Origin of the sequence: Actinotalea lenta, from assembly GCF_030586465.1 — a bacterium.
In the GTDB taxonomy this organism is placed as follows: domain Bacteria; phylum Actinomycetota; class Actinomycetes; order Actinomycetales; family Cellulomonadaceae; genus Actinotalea; species Actinotalea lenta.
The window spans coordinates 2,606,932-2,622,362 of record NZ_JAUQYP010000001.1 but is presented as its reverse complement, the minus strand read 5'-3'; the positions used below and the strand labels follow the sequence as shown (position 1 = coordinate 2,622,362).

Here is a 15,431-nt window from a genome sequence, read left to right as displayed (position 1 = left end):
GGGCGTACGCAGTCATGGCGGGATGGTAAGGAGATGGCGCCGCCCGGGCATCTCGGGGAGCTGTCACCCGACGCGCACGGTCACCTCGTCCCAGCCGGTCGCGCCGGACGGGAACGGTGCACTGGGCGTGCCGGGCTGGGTGACGCCGTCGGCGTCCGTGGCCCGGACCCGGAGGGTGTGCTGACCGGACGTCGCACCCTCCCACCGCCAGGACCACTGTCGCCACGTGTCGATCGAGATCTCGCCGGCCAGCACGGCTTCGTGCCAGGGGCCGTCGTCCACCTGCACCTCGACCTTCGCGATCCCGGTGTGCTGGGCCCACGCAGTACCGCCGACGGCGACCGTGCCCGCGGGCACGGACGCCCCCTGGCGCGGCACCTCGATCCGGGATGCCGTCTTGACCGGTCCGCGTGGTGCCCACCCGCGCACGGTCCAGTACGCCTGGGCGTCCGCGAACCGCGTGACCTCGAGGTCGACGAGCCATTTGGTGGCCGAGACGTAGCCGTACAGGCCGGGCACGACCATGCGCACCGGGAACCCGTGCTCGGCGGGGAGGGGGGACCCGTTCATGCCGATCGCGAGCAGAGCGGCGCGGTCGTCGGTGAGCGCCTCGAGCGGTGTCGAGGCGGTGAAACCGTCCGCGCTGCGCGACAGCACCATGTCGGCGTCCCCGCGCGGTCCCGCCTGGGCGAGTACCTGACGCACCGGCAGACCCAGCCATCTCGCGTTGCCGGCCAGGTCGCCGCCGATCGGGTTCGACACGCAGGTCAACGTCACGTAGGCCTCGACGAGGTCGGCGGACAGCAGGTCGTCGAAGGTCAGGGTGACCTCGCGGTCGACCATCCCGTGCACGCGCAGCTGCCACGCGTCCGGGGAGACCTGGGGCACCGCGAAGGCGGTGTCGATCCGGTAGAAGGTCCGGTTGGGTGTGACGACGTCGACCACACCCGGAACGGGTGACTGGGCGTCGGCGGGGACCGGAGGGGCGGGCGTACCGGCCTTCGGGAGAACGAGTGTGCGCACAGCAGCAGCCGTGCTGCGCGCGCCGGCCGCCAGCGTGCCGACCACCGCCCCGAGCACGGCCACGACGCCGGTCGCCGCGGCAGCGCCCAGGAAGGACCGGCGGCTCTGCTCCCTCGGCGGCGCCTGGGGAGCGGGGCCGGGCTGCGGGTCGGAGCCGGCTCCGGCCGGGATCCGCACCACGAGCCACCCGAGCGCCAGGGCGCCGAGCGCTGCGCCGATCAGGCTGGGCAGCAGCGCGAGCGACCCGGTCTGGGGCCGAGACGTCGCCGCGGCACCGGTGACCAGGCCGAGTGCCAGCACGAGTCCCTGGGCGACGCGCAGCCGACGCAGCGCCAGGATGCCCAGACCTGCAGCGGCGATCACGATCACCATGACCATCCCGACGAGCAGGGCGCGCTTGTCGTTGGTCCCGAACCAGGAGATCGCGAGCTCCTTGAGCCACTCCGGCGTGAGGTCGATGAAGGCGTCGCCCAGCGACGAGAACGGGCTGGCCGGCGGGTCGAGCAGCGCTGCCCCGAGGTGCGCGACCCCGAACATCGCCCCCGCCGCGAGCACGCCGGACGCGGCCGCGGTCACCCGCCGCCGCGTCCGATCCGGCTGTCGGTCCGTCATGTGCGCCCTCCGTCACCGCTGAGCCTGCCGGGGCGGCTCGGTGCTGTCGACCGCACCACCCACCCCGGTTCGCAGCCCGGGGCGGGGCGGATGGGTCAGCCCGGGGGAGGTGCGTCGTGCTGGCTCCGGTAGAGGCTCAGCAAGGTGATGCCGATCACCACGACCGGAAGCAACCACCACGCCGGCACGCCGAGGACCAGCAGGCCCCACGTGGCCAGCAGCGCCAGGCCGACGGCCAGCGCCACGGTCCAGTCGTCGCCGAAGATGAAGTCGGCCCAGAACGAGCCGAACGCCTTGATTCCGCGCCAGATCGCGTTCATCGTGCCCCCTCCGTGGCCAGCTCGCGGTCGTCGGACTGCTCAGGATGGGCCTGCCACCCGCGGACGATCTTCGTCAGCGACAGGGCGAACAGGACGTAGACGGCCAGCACCCCGAGCAGGGACCAGTCCTCACCGGGCCAGGACACGCCCAGTCCCTCGTTGGCCCAGAACGTCCCGAACGTGGACAGCAGCGCGCCGACGAAGAGCTGAAGTGCGCGGCGCGGGATGCGGGCCACGGCCTTGTACGTCGCGCCGCCCAGCGCGCCGACCACGACGAGGGCCGCGGCGGCACCGATGATGGCCGAGCCGAGGTTGCCCCCCGCGCTCCCGAACGCCACGACGATGACCGAAACCTCCAGGCCCTCGAGAGAGACGCCCTTGAAGGACAGCACCACGGACGTCCAGTCGACGCCTTCGCCGGCCGGCGAGTCGTCGACCGATTGGTCGCCGATGCCGGACGACCACCCCATCCGTGCGACCTGACTGGCGCCCTTGCGCAACCACTGCAGCCCGAAGACCAGCAGCAGTGCGCCGACGATCAGCCGCAGCGGGTCCAACGCCACGTGCTGCAGCGCGGTGCCCAGGATGGCGACCAGGGCCGCGAGCACCACCACGCCGCCTGCAGCGCCGAACAGCGACCACTTCCACGATCGGGACACCCCGACGGCGACCACGATCGCGACCATCTCGATGACCTCGATCGCGGCCGCCAGGAAGGTGCTTGATGTCACGACCCAATTCATGTGCGACCTCCTCTTTCGAGAGGATGTGCCCCCACAGGCCCGGTCGACCCCGGGGTCCGTCCTTTTCGACGGCATCACGGTTCGTCCACCTGTGCAAGCGCTGACAGAGGTGAGCGCGGTGCGTGCGCTCAGTTCTTGCGTCGGTGCCGGCGCCGGACGGCGGCGATCGCAGCGGCGCCCAGCGCCACCGCGGCGACCACCGCGCCCCACGTGCCCAGCAGGGTCTCCGCGCTCCGCCAGGAGGCCCCGGCGACGTAGCCCACGCCGGTGGCCGCGAGGACCCAGGCGGTCCCGCCCGCCGCGTTGGCGGGCAGGAAGCGGCGGTAGGGCATCCGCCCCGCCCCGGCGAGGGCCGGGACGAGGGCGCGGAGCACCGCTGCGAACCGCCCCAGCAGCACGGTGGCCGGTCCATGCCGGTCCAGTGCCGCCTCGGCACGGTCCCACCGGCGGTCCCCGATCCATCGACCCCACCGGCTGCGGCGCAGCCCGGGGCCCATCGAGCGCCCGACGGCGTAGCCGACCTGGTCGCCCGCAACGGCCGCGACGACCCCGACCGCCATCAGGACGGCGAGGTGCAGGTTGCCGCGGGCCGCGAGCACACCGCCCAGCACCAGGCTCGTCTCCCCGGGCAGTACGAGGCCCACGAAGACGGCCGACTCGCCGAACGCGAGCACCCCGATCACCAGGTACACGGGCCAGCCGTGCAGCGCGGAGAGCACTGCCGCGACCCGCGCGGCAAGTCCAGCCATGTCCGTCCTCCCTTGCCCCGAGGGGACATGCGGCCGAGGTCCAGCGTGCGCCACGAACCTGGACAGGTCCTGGACGGCACCTGCACGGCGTCTCCCGGTCCGTGCCCCGGTGTCTTTCCGGTGCTCCGACCCCCGGGCAACGGCAGTGGCAGGCTCGTAGTCTGGTGGTGAGGTCGGCCGGGGGCGTCCGCTTCCGGGCGAAGCGTCTGTGGACCGGAGCACGCCATGCGTATAGCGGTCGTCGGGGCGACGGGCAGGATCGGGCGCCAGCTGTGCCCGGCGGTGGAGCGGGCCGGCCACGAGCCTGTGCGGATCAGCAGGGCCCTCGGGGCCGACGTGCTCACCGGCGAGGGCCTCGACGCGGCGCTGAATGGGGTCGACGCCGTGATCGACGTGATCAACGCGCCGTCCCGGCAGGAGGACGAGGCTGTCGAGTTCTTCGCGGCGGCGACCCGGACCCTGCTCGCGGCCGAGCGCCGAGTCGGGGTGCGCCACCACGTCGTGCTCTCCGCACTGGGACTGGACCACGGGCGGCACGTGCCCCATTACGCGGGCAAGCGCATCCAGGAGCGCCTGGTGAGCGCCAAGGACGTTCCGTCGACCGTGCTGCGGTCGGCACAGCTGCACGACTTCCCTGCGATGCTCGCCACCCGGCTGGCACGTGGGGGGATCGCTGAGGTCCCGCCGCTGCTGCTGCAGCCGATCGCGCCGGCGGATCTCGTCGACGTGCTGGTCGAGGTCGCGGTCGGGCGCCCGCTGCGAGCCGTGCGAGAGGTCGCCGGGCCGCGCACGGAGGACCTGGTCGACATGGCCCGCCGGACCCTGGGGGTCCTCGGCCGTCCGCTCGAGCTGGCGCCGACATGGCGCGGGGTCTTCGGCGCGGAGCTGGCCGGGGACGCGATGCTGCCCAGCGACGACGCGCGGATCTGTCCCACGACGTTCGACCGGTGGCTGGCCGACCTCCGGGTCGTGCGGGACGACGGCCGGGTGCCCCGGCACCGGGCCCAGCTCGCGGTCGGCCAGCCGGTATGAGTGTCGCGCCCGATCGGCGACGCGGGGAGCATCGCGTCCAGGTTCTTCCCAGGTTCACGTGTCCAGACTGGTCGTACGCCGCGGTCCACGCGGACGACCGAGCCTGGAGGAGATGCCCCGGTGCACACCGCGCTGAACGTGCTGGACCCGTCGAGCCTGCTGACCGCCTTCGGCCTGATCGGCATCGCGGTCGTGCTCTTCGCCGAGACGGGCCTGCTCGTGGGGTTCTTCCTGCCGGGTGACTCTCTGCTCTTCACGGCGGGGATCCTCGCGGCGACACCCGCGAGCGCCGCCGCGCACCTGCCCCTGGCCGGGGTCCTCGTGGCAGCCGCGCTCGGAGCGCTGGCGGGTGCGCAGACGGGGTACCTCCTCGGGCGCGTCGGGGGACCGAGGATGCTGGACCGGCCCGACCGGCCCCGGCTCCAGGACGCCGTGCGCCGCGCGCACCGGGCCTTGGACCGGTACGGGAAGGCTCGCGCCATCGTCCTGGCTCGCTTCATCCCGCTGGTCAGGACCGTGCTGAACCCGCTCGCCGGGGTGGTGGGGGTCCGGACCTCGGTCTTCACGGCCTGGCAGATGGTCGGAGGGCTGGCCTGGACGGCCGGCGTCACCGTGGCCGGCTACGTCCTGGGCGGTCAGATCCCGTCCATCGACACATACCTGCTGCCGATCATCGCGCTCGTCGTGGTGCTCTCCCTGATCCCCGTGGCGGTCGAGTGGCGCCGCGCCCGCCACCCGAGCTGATCCCACGGGCTGCCGGCACGCCCCCCACCAGGGTGATCAAGAAATTCGTGCTCGCTCGTCGAGCACGAATTCCTGGATCACGCTCCGGGGGCGCGCAGCCTCGCCGGTGTAGCGGACACGTAGACCTCGGCGCCCCGGCGCCGGGACTGCCGGCGCATCAGGGTGAGCAACGCCGTGGACTCGCGGGTGATGCCGGCCATCCGCAGGTCGAGGAAGATCCGGGTCACCCGGCGGCGCAGCAGGTCCTCCACCAGGCGACGACACTGCTCGGTCGCACGGCGGTCCAGCGTGCCGGCCAGCGTGACGTGCGCGTCGGTCCCGTCGAGCCGTGCGATGAGGTGGATCCGGGTGGGGCCTTCGGTGCGGACTGCGGCCGGCACGGACGTCATCGCGAGCTCCTCTCGACGGCCGGACACTCGCAGCCTCGGCCGACTTCCGGCTCGGGCCCACCGACGAAGGTCACGTGGCCTGCGGCGTGCCGGACGTCACGACGCGAGCAGCACCGGCATGAGGTCGACGGCCGCGCGCACCAGCCGCACCACGACCAGTCCGAGCCCTGCGAGCATCAGGAGCGACACCATCACGGGGACTGCCGTCCGCCACCGGGTCTCATCGTTCATGATCGCCATCGCCGGTCCCCTCACCGCGTGGGATGGCCCCAGACTCGGCCCGTGGCCATCAGGCGCCCAGGGCGGAACGTCACCCTCGGTCGCGCTGCACGGTCATGTGCGGTTCAGCGGGCAGGACCAGGTGACGAGGGTGCCGCCGAGCGGTCCTCGCGACCACCGGACGTGGCCACCGACCTCGACCGCGCGTGCACGGATGTTCGCCAGGCCCTGTCCGTAGCCGGTCGACGGGCGAAGACCACAGCCGTCGTCCTCGACCGTGAGCCGGATTCGTTCGGCGTCGACGGTCACGCTGACCCGTGTCCGTGTGGCGTGCGCGTGCCGGGCGACGTTGGACAGCGCCTCGCGCAGCACGGCGAGCACGTGATGGTCGAGGCTCGGGGGGACCAGGTCGAAGGAGCCGCGCACCGAGACGTCGGGGGGGTGGCCCAGTGACGTCGCCGCCGAGGCGACGACGTCCAGCAGTGCGTCGCGCAGGTTCGCCGCTGCGGCCGGGGCGCTCACCGGGACGAGGGTGCGCAGCTGCTGCACGGCGCGATCGAGGCTGCCGAGCACGTCGGCGGTGTCCGAGCCGAGCCCCGTGTCCGCCAGGAGCCGCGAGAGCTGCATACCGAGCGCGAGGAGGTCCTGGACCACGGTGTCGTGCAGGTCGCGTGCGATGCGCTCGCGGTCGCGAAGGACGGCCAGCTGATCCCGGTCCGTGCGGGCGGCGGCAAGCTCGATCGTCAGGGCGACCTGCCGCCCAGCCGTGCTCAGCAGGGAGACCTCGTCCTCGTCGTAGTCGGGTTCACCCGGCAGCCGGGCGGCCGTCAGCAGGCCGGTGCCGAGCCCGCGGAGCGGAAGCACGGTCGTGGCACGGGGCCCTGTCAGGCCCTCGTCGCTGTGGCGCTCCCCGCCCGGCGAGGCGAGGCCGCCGGCGGTCATCGACGCGAGCCTGCGCGCCGCCTCTTGGTCGATCGGGACCTGGCCGGTCAGCACCGCACGGCCCACCGGTCCGGTGGCCGCGCGCGGGTGGTAGAGCCCGTCCTCGTCCGGGAAGCCCAGGATGACGTCCTGCGAGTGGAAGGCACGTGCGACCTGTTCGACGAAGTGCTGCAGGATGTCGGCCACGGGTCGCCCCTCGAGGGCCTCCGTGGTGACTGCGGCGAGCAGGCGCAGTACCGCGTCGCGGCGGGCCTGGAGCACGAGCTCGCGGTGCTCGGTGGCCAGGTCCAGGTACACGAGCATGAGGGGCGACGGTGCGTCCTCGAGCACCACCGTCCGGAGCTGGACCCACTGCGCGGCCCCGGAACCCGAGATCAGGCGGGTGACGACTGGCCCCGGGGGCAATGGCCGGTCGGTGGGTGGGCCCAGCGGACGGGGCGCACCAGGCGCCGGTGCGAGGTCGGCCAGGGAGCGGCTCAGCTGTGTGCCCCTCAGCTCGGTGCCCGGCAGGCCGAGCAGCTCGGACAGCGCGGCGTTGGCATGCACGACGCGGTCGGCGCCGGCACGGTCCACGGTGACCACGGCGATCCCGATCGGCGCACGCTCGAACGCCGAGCGGTACGGCACGTCTGTGCGCCCGGGTGCCGGCGTGCGCCGGGCGGCGGGATCGGCCGGATCGGTCATCGGAGCTCCTCGTCGAGCCACGACCTGAGCGGCGGGTCACCTGTCGCTCCTCCTCGATCGTTGCCCGTCGAGCCCGCTCATGGCAGGGCCGTCGGACCTACCCGGTGAGGCGAATGTCGGGCTAGCCTGGCCGGGAAGGGCGGGGCCGAGGCTGCACGCCCGACCCCGCCTGATGCGCCGGCATGGGGGCCGGTGCCAGGAGCGGGCCATGATCAGTTCAACGCAGTTCCCGCGTGGCGCGGGCATCACGGTCTTCCTCGTGGACGACCACGAACTCCTCCGGCGCGGCCTGCGCGATGTGCTCGGCGACGCCACGGGTGTGCGTGTCGTGGGCGAGCACGCCCGCGCGCAGGGCGCGGCAGCCCGGATCCTCGCGGTGCGCCCCGACGTCGCCCTGCTGGACGTGCGGCTGCCGGACGGCTCGGGCGTGCAGGTGTGCCGCGAGGTGCGGGCTTCCGATCCGTCGATCCGGGTCCTGATGCTGACCACGTTCGACGACGAGCACGCCGAGGTCGCGGCTTCGATGGCCGGGGCATCCGGGTTCCTGCTCAAGCAGATCGCCAGCCGGGAGCTGATCGCCGCCCTGCGGGCAGTGGTCGCCGGCCGCCCTGTGCCGCACGCAGGCCGCGCCGGCCCGTCCGCCTCGCCGATGGCGGCGCGGCTCCTGTCCCTGACCGCCCAGGAGCAGCGGGTGCTCGCCCTGGTGGCGGACGGCCTGACCAACCGCCAGATCGGCGAGCAGATCGGGCTCCGGGAGAGCACGGTCAAGAACTACGTCACGACGATCATGGGCAAGCTCGGGTTCGAGCGCCGGACGCAGGCCGCGGTGTTCGCCGCGGGGCTGCGGGACAGCTGACCGCCGGGTTGCGCTGTCGCGACACGCCGCGCTCCTGAGCCGACCGACGAGCGTCGGGTGGCGTCGGATGATGGACGCGTGCGCGTTCAGCTCCTCTACATCGACGCCTGCCCGAGCTGGCGGCAGGCCGACGAGCTCCTCCACGTGGCGCTGCGGAGCGTCGGGGCCGAGGTCGAGGTCGAGCACGTCCTGGTCCAGACCGTGGAGCAGGCAGAGGCGTCCGACTTCCACGGGTCCCCGACGATCCTCGTCGACGGCCTCGATCCGTTCCCTCACGCCGCCGGGGCCGCCGGACTGTCGTGCCGGCTCTACCCGACGCCCCAGGGCCTCGCCGGTTCGCCCACCGTCACCCAGCTCGTCGAGGCCCTCACCAGGTCATGACCGGCGCACCGGACGGGAGCGCACCGGCAGTGGGCCCCTACAGTGACCATGACAGGAGACCACTCGCTGAGGCCGCCGTGCCCACCGACGCGGCCGTGCCGGACGAGAAGACCGGAGATCGCGATGAATCCGCTGGATCAGGTGCTCGAGGCGATGGCTCGGACTCGATCCGAGCGGGAGGCCTGCTACCGCGACCTGCACTCCCACCCGGAGCCGAGCATGCGTGAGGAACGCACGCGCGCGGTCGTCACGGAACGGTTGCTGGCGCTCGGCTGCGAGGTGGTGGAGCTGGGCGGGGGGCTTGTCACGGTCCTCGCCAACGGTGATGGTCCGGTCGTGCTCCACCGCGCGGACATGGATGGCCTGCCGGTGACGGAAGAGACTGGGCTGCCCTACGCCTCCACCCAGACGACTGTCGATGCCACGGGAGCCGAGGTGGGACTCATGCACGCTTGCGGTCATGACCTCCACGTCGCGTGCCTGCTCGGCGCGGTCGAGCTCCTGGCCTCGCGACCGGACGCCTGGTCCGGGACGTTCATCGCCGTGTTCCAGCCGGGCGAGGAGATCGCCGCGGGTGGCCGCGCGATGGTCGATGCGGGGATCACCACCCGGGTGCCCCGCCCCGACGTCGCGTTCGGGCAGCACGTCCTCAGTCACGAGGCCGGGGTGCTCGGCACCAGGGTCGGGCCGGTGATGTCGGCCGGGGACAGCATCCGGATCACCGTCTTCGGCAAGGGCTCGCACGGCTCGATGCCCCATCTCGGCGTGGATCCCGTGGTGCTGGCGGCCTCGATCGTGCTGCGCCTGCAGACGATCGTGGCCCGGGAGATCTCACCCTCGGACTTCGCGGTCGTGACGGTCGGCTCGAGCCGTGCCGGCTCGACGAGCAACGTCATCGCCGACCACGCCACGCTTCTGGTCAACCTGCGCACCTACGACACCGGCGTACGCGACCAGGTCGTGGCTGCGATCGAGCGCATCGTCCGTGCAGAGTGCGAGGCGAGCGGTTCCCCGCGACCACCGACCTTCGAGTACTACGAGCAGTACCCGCTGACCTCCAACGACCCCGACGTCACGGACACGGTCACTGCGGCGTTCCGCGCGCACCTCGGCGCGGGCAGGGTGGTCGATCTGGGACGGGTGCCGGCCAGCGAGGACTTCAGCGTCATCCCCGATGCCTTCGGGACGCCCTACACCTACTGGGGAGTGGGCGGGTTCCCTCCCGGGGCAGGCGTGCCCAACCACTCGCCCCTGTTCGCCCCACTGATCCAGCCGACGCTCGACGCGGGTACCGAGGCCATCGTCGTTGCCGCGATGGCGTATCTGGCGCCTGAGGCCGCGTGACCGCGCTCCCAGCCGCCGCCGTGCCGACGCCGACACCGGGAGGGTCATGAGCGAGCACCAGATCCTGTTCACGCTCGACATCCTCGGCACCCTGACCTTCGCCCTCAACGGTGCGCTGACCGCCAGTCGGCGCGTGCGCCTCGACATCGTCGGCGTCCTCACCCTCGGCGTGGTGACCGCTGTCGGCGGTGGCATGACCCGAGACGTCCTGCTCGGCGACACGCCACCGGATGCCCTCAAGCACTGGTACTACCTGGCCACTGCCCTTGGCGGGGCGGCGATCGCCTGGTTCATCGCCCGGCCACCACGCGCGCTCGCACGCACCATCGTCGTGTTCGACGCCATCGGCCTGTCGGTCTTCGCCGTCGCCGGCGCCCAGAAGGCGGTCGGCCTCGGGCTGAATCCCGCGCCCGCCATCCTCCTGGGCGCGATCACCGCGGTCGGCGGTGGAACCATCCGCGACGTCCTGATCCGTGAGGTCCCATCGGTCCTGACCAGTGACCTGTACGCGATCCCCGCGCTCATCGGCGCAGCGACCGCCGTCCTGGGCGGGGCGGCGGGGCTGGCCCCGTTCCCAGCAGCGGCCCTCGGCGCGATCCTCTGCTTCGGCATCCGCATGGCCGGCGTGCGGTACCGACTGCAGGCCCCCAGCCATCCGCCCCGGGCACCAGAGCCGCCCACGTCCCGTCAGGCCTGAACGGCCAGTCACGATCCTCGACAGCCCCCAGCGTGGTCGGCGTGGCCCGTCCCGCCGACGGCGCGACGCCCGGCTGGGCACCCGCAGCGGTGCGCAGCCGGGCGTTGCGGGGCAGCTCACGAAGCCTTCGTCCCCCGGCGCTCTGCGATCTCGGCGGTGATCTCCGAGAACTTCGCCTCGGTCAGCGGGTAGAGCAGCATCACGGCGATCGATGCGAGCGCGAACCCACCCACGAGCAGGCCGGCCAGGTGCTGGATGTTCTGCGCGACGCCATCCGCCTGGGCCTCGCCCTGCGAGGCGGACGCGGCGCTGAACCCTGCCCACGTGAGTGCGAGGCCACCGACCAAGCCGCCGATCGCCTGGCCCATCTTGCGGGTGAAGGAGAAGACCGCGTACGTGGTGCCCTCGGTGCGCTGCCCGGTCTTCCACTCGCCGTACTCGACGGTGTCGGCCTCGAGGGCCCACATCAGGGTGTTGACGCCCTGCACGCCGATGCCGATCAGGAAGAAGGCGACGGGACCGTACAGCGGGGTCGTGGACAGCGGGGCGAACGCCAGCACCGCCGCGCCGACGACCATCACCGCGCCGAGCCCGACGTACCCGGTCCGCTTGCCGATGGTCCGCACGATGGTCGGGACCAGCGGGCCGACGACGAACAGGGCGAGGGTCTGGGCAAGGATGTTCCAGGCGATGAACTGCGCGTCACGCTGGACGTAGATCGCCACGTAGGAGCCCAGTGTGCTCAGTGCGGTCAGGCCGGTCAGGAACAGCACGGCGCCGAGGGACAACCAGCCGAGCGGCTTGTTCTTGGTGAGCGTGCGCACCGAGTCGCGCAGCGTGACCGGGTTCTCGGGGCGGGCGACCCGCTCCTTGAGGTTGAAGACGAAGAACAGGTACAGGCCCATGCCGACCACGACGAACGCCGCGGTGGTCACGAACAGCGACTGCTGCAGGCCCGCAGGGTTGCCCGTGTTGGCACGGATCTGCGGGGAGATGATGAACGCCAGGGCCAAGACCGCGATCGCGGCGCCGTAGCCGCGGAACGCTGCCAGCTTGCCGCGCTCGGTCGGGACCTGGGTGACCGTCGGGGCCATCGAGCCGTAGGGGATGTTGACGAGGGTGTAGAACACCGACCCCATGAGGATGTAGGTCGCGTACATGTACACGACCGCCGCGGTGCCGGCGATACCGGGGAAGAAGACCTTGGCCGAGTAGATCGCCATGCTCGCCACCAGCAGCGGGAACGAGAACCACAGCACGAACGGCCGGAACTTGCCCAGGCGGCCCGGCCTCTTGGCGTCCACGATCCGGCCCGTGACGACGTCGGTGATCGCGTCGATGAAGCGCACGGCGAGGAACATCGTGCCGATGACCGCGCCCTCGAGCCCCACCACGTTCGTGTAGTAGAGGATCAGGAACATCCCCGCCATGGTGAACGACAGGTTGTTCGCGGCGTCCCCGGCGGCGTACGCCAGGTAGTTGCGGAGCGTGAGCCTGGGAACAGCGGTCGATGCCGTCGCGGGTGCGGACGGAACGGTCATGACAGCCATGGTGACCTCCTCGTCGGGCCTTGGTGCGCATCTGGTGCGCCACTGAGCCAAGTCAGGCCCCCACGCACCCGGGGGTGCAATCGGTTGCCATGAGTTGCTGAGCGGGGGCTGCGTCCTAGGCAACTGGAGGCAACACCTCGGGCGGGCCGGGCGCTCGTCACTATCACTGCAGCCATCGGCGCGGTCGCACCCGGCGCCCGCCCAGTCGATGGAGACGCACGTGATCACCCAGCTCGAGCCGGCCGCAGCCCTCAGCTCCTTCCGCCCCGGGCACAGGTTCTTCGTAGGGATCGACTCCGACGGCTGCGCCTTCGACGCGATGGAGATCAAGCACAAGGAGTGCTTCATCCCCGCGACGATCCGGGTCTGGGGGCTGCAGGCCGCGTCCACCCTGGTCCGCGAGACCGCGGAGTTCGTCAACCTCTACTCCACGACCCGCGGCCAGAACCGCTGGATCGCGCTGGTCCGCGTGTTCGACCTGCTCGCCGCGCGTCCCGAGATCCGGGCCCGGGGGGTGCGGGTGCCGGCATCGAACCGGCTGCGCGAGTTCATCGCCTCAGGCGCGCCGCTCAGCGCCGCTGGCCTGCGTGCGTATGCCGCCGCGCACCCCGACCCCGAGCTCACCACCGCACTGGAGTGGACCACCGCCGTCGACGCGGCGATCGCAGCCATGGTCACCGGCGTGCCCCCGTTCGTCGGCGTTCGCGAGAGCCTCCAGGCCATGAGCGGCGACGCCGACCTCCTCGTCGTGTCCGCCACGCCGCTGGAAGCACTGCAGAGGGAGTGGGGCGAGCACGGACTCGCCGACTACATGGACCTGATCGCCGGACAGGAGATGGGAACCAAGGTCGACCACCTCCGCCTCGCCACCGCGGGCCGGTACGACCCCGACCACGTGCTGCTCATCGGCGACGCGCCCGGCGACCGCGACGCCGCGGTCGCCGCGGGTGCGCTGTTCTACCCGATCAACCCCGGCCACGAGGAGGACTCGTGGCGGCGGTTCCACAGCGAAGCGCTCGGACACTTTCTGGCCGGCACCTACGCGGGCGGCTACCAGGAGGTCCTGGTGCACGAGTTCGAAGCGCTGCTGCCGTCGAGCCCGCCCTGGCTCTGAACCGTCCATCCCGCCCAGCCCCCGACACCAAGGAGCCGTCATGCCCAGACTCGTCGATCTCACCGCCACCCCCTACCGCCTCACCCAGACGCAGGTCGCCTGGGTGGAGGACACCCTCGCGGGACTCTCCGTCGAGGAGAAGGTCGGCCAGCTGTTCTTCAACCTGTTCCACTTCGGAGGCGACACCTTCAGCGGCAACGACCTGTCGAACGCCGAGATCCTCTCCCGCTACCACATCGGCGGAGCCCGGTACCACGGCGGTGACTCGACCCAGGTGCAAGGGCTGCTCAACGACCTCCAGCAGCACTCCCAGATCCCGTTGCTCATCGCGGCGAACTGCGAGTCCGGCGGCAACGGAGCCTGCTCCGACGGCACCTACATCGCGACCGGCGCGCAGTGCGACGCCGCCAAGGACGACAGCGTCCCGTTCCACACCGGGCTGGTCTCAGCCCGCGAAGCCGGCGCGCTCGGGGTCAACGTCAACTTCGCCCCGATCGTCGACATCCTGCAGAACTGGCGCAACACGATCGTCAACACCCGTGCGCACGGCACGACCGCCGAGGACGTGATCCGCTCCACGTCCGCCAAAGTCCGCGGCCTGCGCGCGGAGTCCGACATGGTCGTGTGCATCAAGCACTTCCCCGGCGACGGCACCGAGGAGCGCGACCAGCACCTGGTGCTGGGAGTCAACGAGCTCTCGCCCCAGGAGTGGGACACGTCCTTCGGCCGGGTCTACCAGCACCACATCGACGCCGGTATCGACATGATCATGGCCGGTCACATCGCGCTACCGGCCTACTCCAAGCAGCTCGACCCGAGTCTGCGAGACGAGGACATCATGCCGGCCACGCTGGCACCCGAGCTGCTGCAGGACCTGCTCAAGGACCGCCTCGGCTTCAACGGAGTGGTCGTCACCGACGCCACCCACATGCTCGGCATGTCCTCGGCGATGCGCCGGCAGGACTACGTACCCCAGGCGATCGCCGCCGGTTGTGACATGTTCCTGTTCTTCAACGACATGGCCGAGGACTTCGGGTTCATGCTCGACGGCGTGCGTCACGGCGTGATCACCCCAGAGCGGCTCGACGATGCGGTACGCCGGATCCTGGGCCTCAAGGCTCGGCTCGACCTGGTCGGAAAGCGCGAGCGCGGCGAGCTGCTGAAGTCCGCCGAGGACCTCGCCGTGATCGGGTGCGAGGAGCACCTGCGCTGGCGCGCCGAGGCCGCCGACGCCGCCATCACCCTGGTCAAGGACACCCTCCACCAGCTGCCGATCCGCCCGGAGACTCATCGGCGGATCCGGCTGTACTTCCTCGACCAGGCCGCCGAGGCCATCTACGCGGCAGGGGAGGGCGTGCTGGGGAACCTGGTCGCCGAGCTGGAGGGCCGCGGGTTCGAGGTCACCGTCAACGACGGGACGAGCCGAGTCAAGGGCAAGACCCTGGACTACCGCGACTCGGTAGATGCCGCGCTCGTCGTCGCCGACATCGTCGGCTACGCCGCGGAGAACAACTACCGGATCCGGTGGAAGACCCCGATGAGCACCGACGCCCCGTGGTACGTCCACGAGGTGCCGACGGTCATGGTCTCGCTGAACTACACCACCCATCTGCACGACGCGACCATGGTCAAGACCTACATCAACGCTTACCACGACAACCCCGAGACGATCCGGCAGGTCGTCGACAAGCTCACGGGGGAGTCGGAGTTCACGGGCACGGCGAACGACCTCGTCTGGACCGAGAAGTGGCAGGCGAGGCTCTGACCCGACAGGTCCGGCCCGCAGGCCACCAACCATCCGCCGAGCACCGGTGGGGAGCTCTCACGAGGGCCCCACCGGGCTTCGGCGTGCTCGCACACGCAGGCGCCCTCTGACCTGCGCAGATGTCAGAGGCGGGCGACGCGCTCGGGCGGTGCACGAGCGCTCCGGGACCACCGGTGCAACACGTGGCAACCGGTTGCTGTCGGGACGGCCCGACTGTCGTACTGGACCCACGACGGGCACCGGGCCAGAGGTACTCGGCGTCCATCA

At 71.6% G+C, this 15,431-nt stretch carries 16 protein-coding genes; 8 read left to right on the top strand and 8 right to left on the bottom strand.

From position 1 onward, the window contains the following. Positions 1 to 63: 63 nt before the first annotated feature. From Q6348_RS12540 to Q6348_RS12525, 4 genes are all read right to left on the bottom strand, one after another. Positions 64 to 1,635: a molybdopterin-dependent oxidoreductase gene (locus Q6348_RS12540; protein ID WP_304601615.1), complete on the bottom strand. Its 1,572-nt coding sequence runs from the start codon at positions 1,633 to 1,635 to the stop codon at positions 64 to 66. Positions 1,636 to 1,730: 95 nt separating this feature from the next. Further along, on the bottom strand, positions 1,731 to 1,955 hold the full coding sequence (locus tag Q6348_RS12535) for a hypothetical protein (protein ID WP_304601614.1): 225 nt from the start codon (positions 1,953 to 1,955) through the stop codon (positions 1,731 to 1,733). Next, positions 1,952 to 2,698, bottom strand: coding sequence for a hypothetical protein (locus Q6348_RS12530; protein ID WP_304601613.1), 747 nt, complete (start codon positions 2,696 to 2,698; stop codon positions 1,952 to 1,954). Before Q6348_RS12530 ends, Q6348_RS12535 begins: the two co-directional genes overlap by 4 nt. 128 nt (positions 2,699 to 2,826) lie before the next feature. After that, positions 2,827 to 3,447, bottom strand: a complete 621-nt coding sequence (locus Q6348_RS12525; RefSeq protein ID WP_304601612.1) for a DedA family protein — start codon at positions 3,445 to 3,447, stop codon at positions 2,827 to 2,829. Between the two features lie 225 nt (positions 3,448 to 3,672). On the opposite strand from Q6348_RS12525, the gene Q6348_RS12520 reads away from it, so the two are divergent. After that, positions 3,673 to 4,479 (top strand): SDR family oxidoreductase, encoded by an 807-nt coding sequence (locus Q6348_RS12520; RefSeq protein ID WP_304601611.1) that lies wholly within the window; start codon positions 3,673 to 3,675, stop codon positions 4,477 to 4,479. A gap of 120 nt (positions 4,480 to 4,599) precedes the next feature. Next, positions 4,600 to 5,223: a DedA family protein gene (locus tag Q6348_RS12515; protein WP_304601610.1), complete on the top strand. Its 624-nt coding sequence runs from the start codon at positions 4,600 to 4,602 to the stop codon at positions 5,221 to 5,223. 77 nt (positions 5,224 to 5,300) lie between these two features. On the opposite strand, the gene Q6348_RS12510 is transcribed toward Q6348_RS12515, so the two are convergent. From Q6348_RS12510 to Q6348_RS12500, 3 genes are all read right to left on the bottom strand, one after another. Then, positions 5,301 to 5,612 (bottom strand): hypothetical protein, encoded by a 312-nt coding sequence (locus tag Q6348_RS12510; protein ID WP_304601609.1) that lies wholly within the window; start codon positions 5,610 to 5,612, stop codon positions 5,301 to 5,303. Between the two features lie 96 nt (positions 5,613 to 5,708). Further along, positions 5,709 to 5,852: a hypothetical protein gene (locus tag Q6348_RS12505; protein ID WP_304601608.1), complete on the bottom strand. Its 144-nt coding sequence runs from the start codon at positions 5,850 to 5,852 to the stop codon at positions 5,709 to 5,711. Positions 5,853 to 5,945: 93 nt separating this feature from the next. After that, complete coding sequence (locus tag Q6348_RS12500) at positions 5,946 to 7,457, bottom strand: ATP-binding protein (protein WP_304601607.1); 1,512 nt, start codon at positions 7,455 to 7,457, stop codon at positions 5,946 to 5,948. A gap of 208 nt (positions 7,458 to 7,665) precedes the next feature. Here Q6348_RS12500 and Q6348_RS12495 point away from each other — a divergent pair, with 208 nt between their 5' ends. The 4 genes from Q6348_RS12495 (at position 7,666) to Q6348_RS12480 (ending at position 10,735) form a co-directional block, all read left to right on the top strand. After that, positions 7,666 to 8,313, top strand: coding sequence for a response regulator (locus Q6348_RS12495; RefSeq protein WP_304601606.1), 648 nt, complete (start codon positions 7,666 to 7,668; stop codon positions 8,311 to 8,313). A gap of 78 nt (positions 8,314 to 8,391) precedes the next feature. Continuing rightward, on the top strand, positions 8,392 to 8,694 hold the full coding sequence (locus Q6348_RS12490) for a DF family (seleno)protein (RefSeq protein ID WP_304601605.1): 303 nt from the start codon (positions 8,392 to 8,394) through the stop codon (positions 8,692 to 8,694). A gap of 123 nt (positions 8,695 to 8,817) precedes the next feature. Further along, complete coding sequence (locus Q6348_RS12485) at positions 8,818 to 10,038, top strand: amidohydrolase (protein WP_304601604.1); 1,221 nt, start codon at positions 8,818 to 8,820, stop codon at positions 10,036 to 10,038. Between the two features lie 46 nt (positions 10,039 to 10,084). Beyond that, positions 10,085 to 10,735, top strand: coding sequence for a trimeric intracellular cation channel family protein (locus tag Q6348_RS12480; protein ID WP_304601603.1), 651 nt, complete (start codon positions 10,085 to 10,087; stop codon positions 10,733 to 10,735). A 116-nt stretch (positions 10,736 to 10,851) separates the two neighbouring features. On the opposite strand, the gene Q6348_RS12475 is transcribed toward Q6348_RS12480, so the two are convergent. Beyond that, positions 10,852 to 12,285, bottom strand: a complete 1,434-nt coding sequence (locus tag Q6348_RS12475; protein ID WP_304601602.1) for a glycoside-pentoside-hexuronide (GPH):cation symporter — start codon at positions 12,283 to 12,285, stop codon at positions 10,852 to 10,854. 220 nt (positions 12,286 to 12,505) lie between these two features. Here Q6348_RS12475 and Q6348_RS12470 point away from each other — a divergent pair, with 220 nt between their 5' ends. Further along, positions 12,506 to 13,399, top strand: a complete 894-nt coding sequence (locus tag Q6348_RS12470) for an HAD family hydrolase (RefSeq protein ID WP_304601601.1) — start codon at positions 12,506 to 12,508, stop codon at positions 13,397 to 13,399. Between the two features lie 40 nt (positions 13,400 to 13,439). Continuing rightward, the gene (locus Q6348_RS12465) at positions 13,440 to 15,164 is read left to right on the top strand and encodes a glycoside hydrolase family 3 protein (protein ID WP_304601600.1); all 1,725 of its coding nucleotides are present in this window, start codon (positions 13,440 to 13,442) and stop codon (positions 15,162 to 15,164) included. Positions 15,165 to 15,431 lie beyond the last annotated feature (267 nt).

What these genes read in the sequence shown, in the direction of transcription:
- Q6348_RS12540 (WP_304601615.1), bottom strand. Translation starts at nt 1,635, where the DNA reads ATGACGGACCGACAGCCGGATCGGACGCGGCGGCGGGTGACCGCGGCC.
- Q6348_RS12535 (WP_304601614.1), bottom strand. Translation starts at nt 1,955, where the DNA reads ATGAACGCGATCTGGCGCGGAATCAAGGCGTTCGGCTCGTTCTGGGCC.
- Q6348_RS12530 (WP_304601613.1), bottom strand. Translation starts at nt 2,698, where the DNA reads ATGAATTGGGTCGTGACATCAAGCACCTTCCTGGCGGCCGCGATCGAG.
- Q6348_RS12525 (WP_304601612.1), bottom strand. Translation starts at nt 3,447, where the DNA reads ATGGCTGGACTTGCCGCGCGGGTCGCGGCAGTGCTCTCCGCGCTGCAC.
- Q6348_RS12520 (WP_304601611.1), top strand. Translation starts at nt 3,673, where the DNA reads ATGCGTATAGCGGTCGTCGGGGCGACGGGCAGGATCGGGCGCCAGCTG.
- Q6348_RS12510 (WP_304601609.1), bottom strand. Translation starts at nt 5,612, where the DNA reads ATGACGTCCGTGCCGGCCGCAGTCCGCACCGAAGGCCCCACCCGGATC.
- Q6348_RS12505 (WP_304601608.1), bottom strand. Translation starts at nt 5,852, where the DNA reads ATGGCGATCATGAACGATGAGACCCGGTGGCGGACGGCAGTCCCCGTG.
- Q6348_RS12500 (WP_304601607.1), bottom strand. Translation starts at nt 7,457, where the DNA reads ATGACCGATCCGGCCGATCCCGCCGCCCGGCGCACGCCGGCACCCGGG.
- Q6348_RS12495 (WP_304601606.1), top strand. Translation starts at nt 7,666, where the DNA reads ATGATCAGTTCAACGCAGTTCCCGCGTGGCGCGGGCATCACGGTCTTC.
- Q6348_RS12485 (WP_304601604.1), top strand. Translation starts at nt 8,818, where the DNA reads ATGAATCCGCTGGATCAGGTGCTCGAGGCGATGGCTCGGACTCGATCC.
- Q6348_RS12480 (WP_304601603.1), top strand. Translation starts at nt 10,085, where the DNA reads ATGAGCGAGCACCAGATCCTGTTCACGCTCGACATCCTCGGCACCCTG.
- Q6348_RS12475 (WP_304601602.1), bottom strand. Translation starts at nt 12,285, where the DNA reads ATGGCTGTCATGACCGTTCCGTCCGCACCCGCGACGGCATCGACCGCT.
- Q6348_RS12465 (WP_304601600.1), top strand. Translation starts at nt 13,440, where the DNA reads ATGCCCAGACTCGTCGATCTCACCGCCACCCCCTACCGCCTCACCCAG.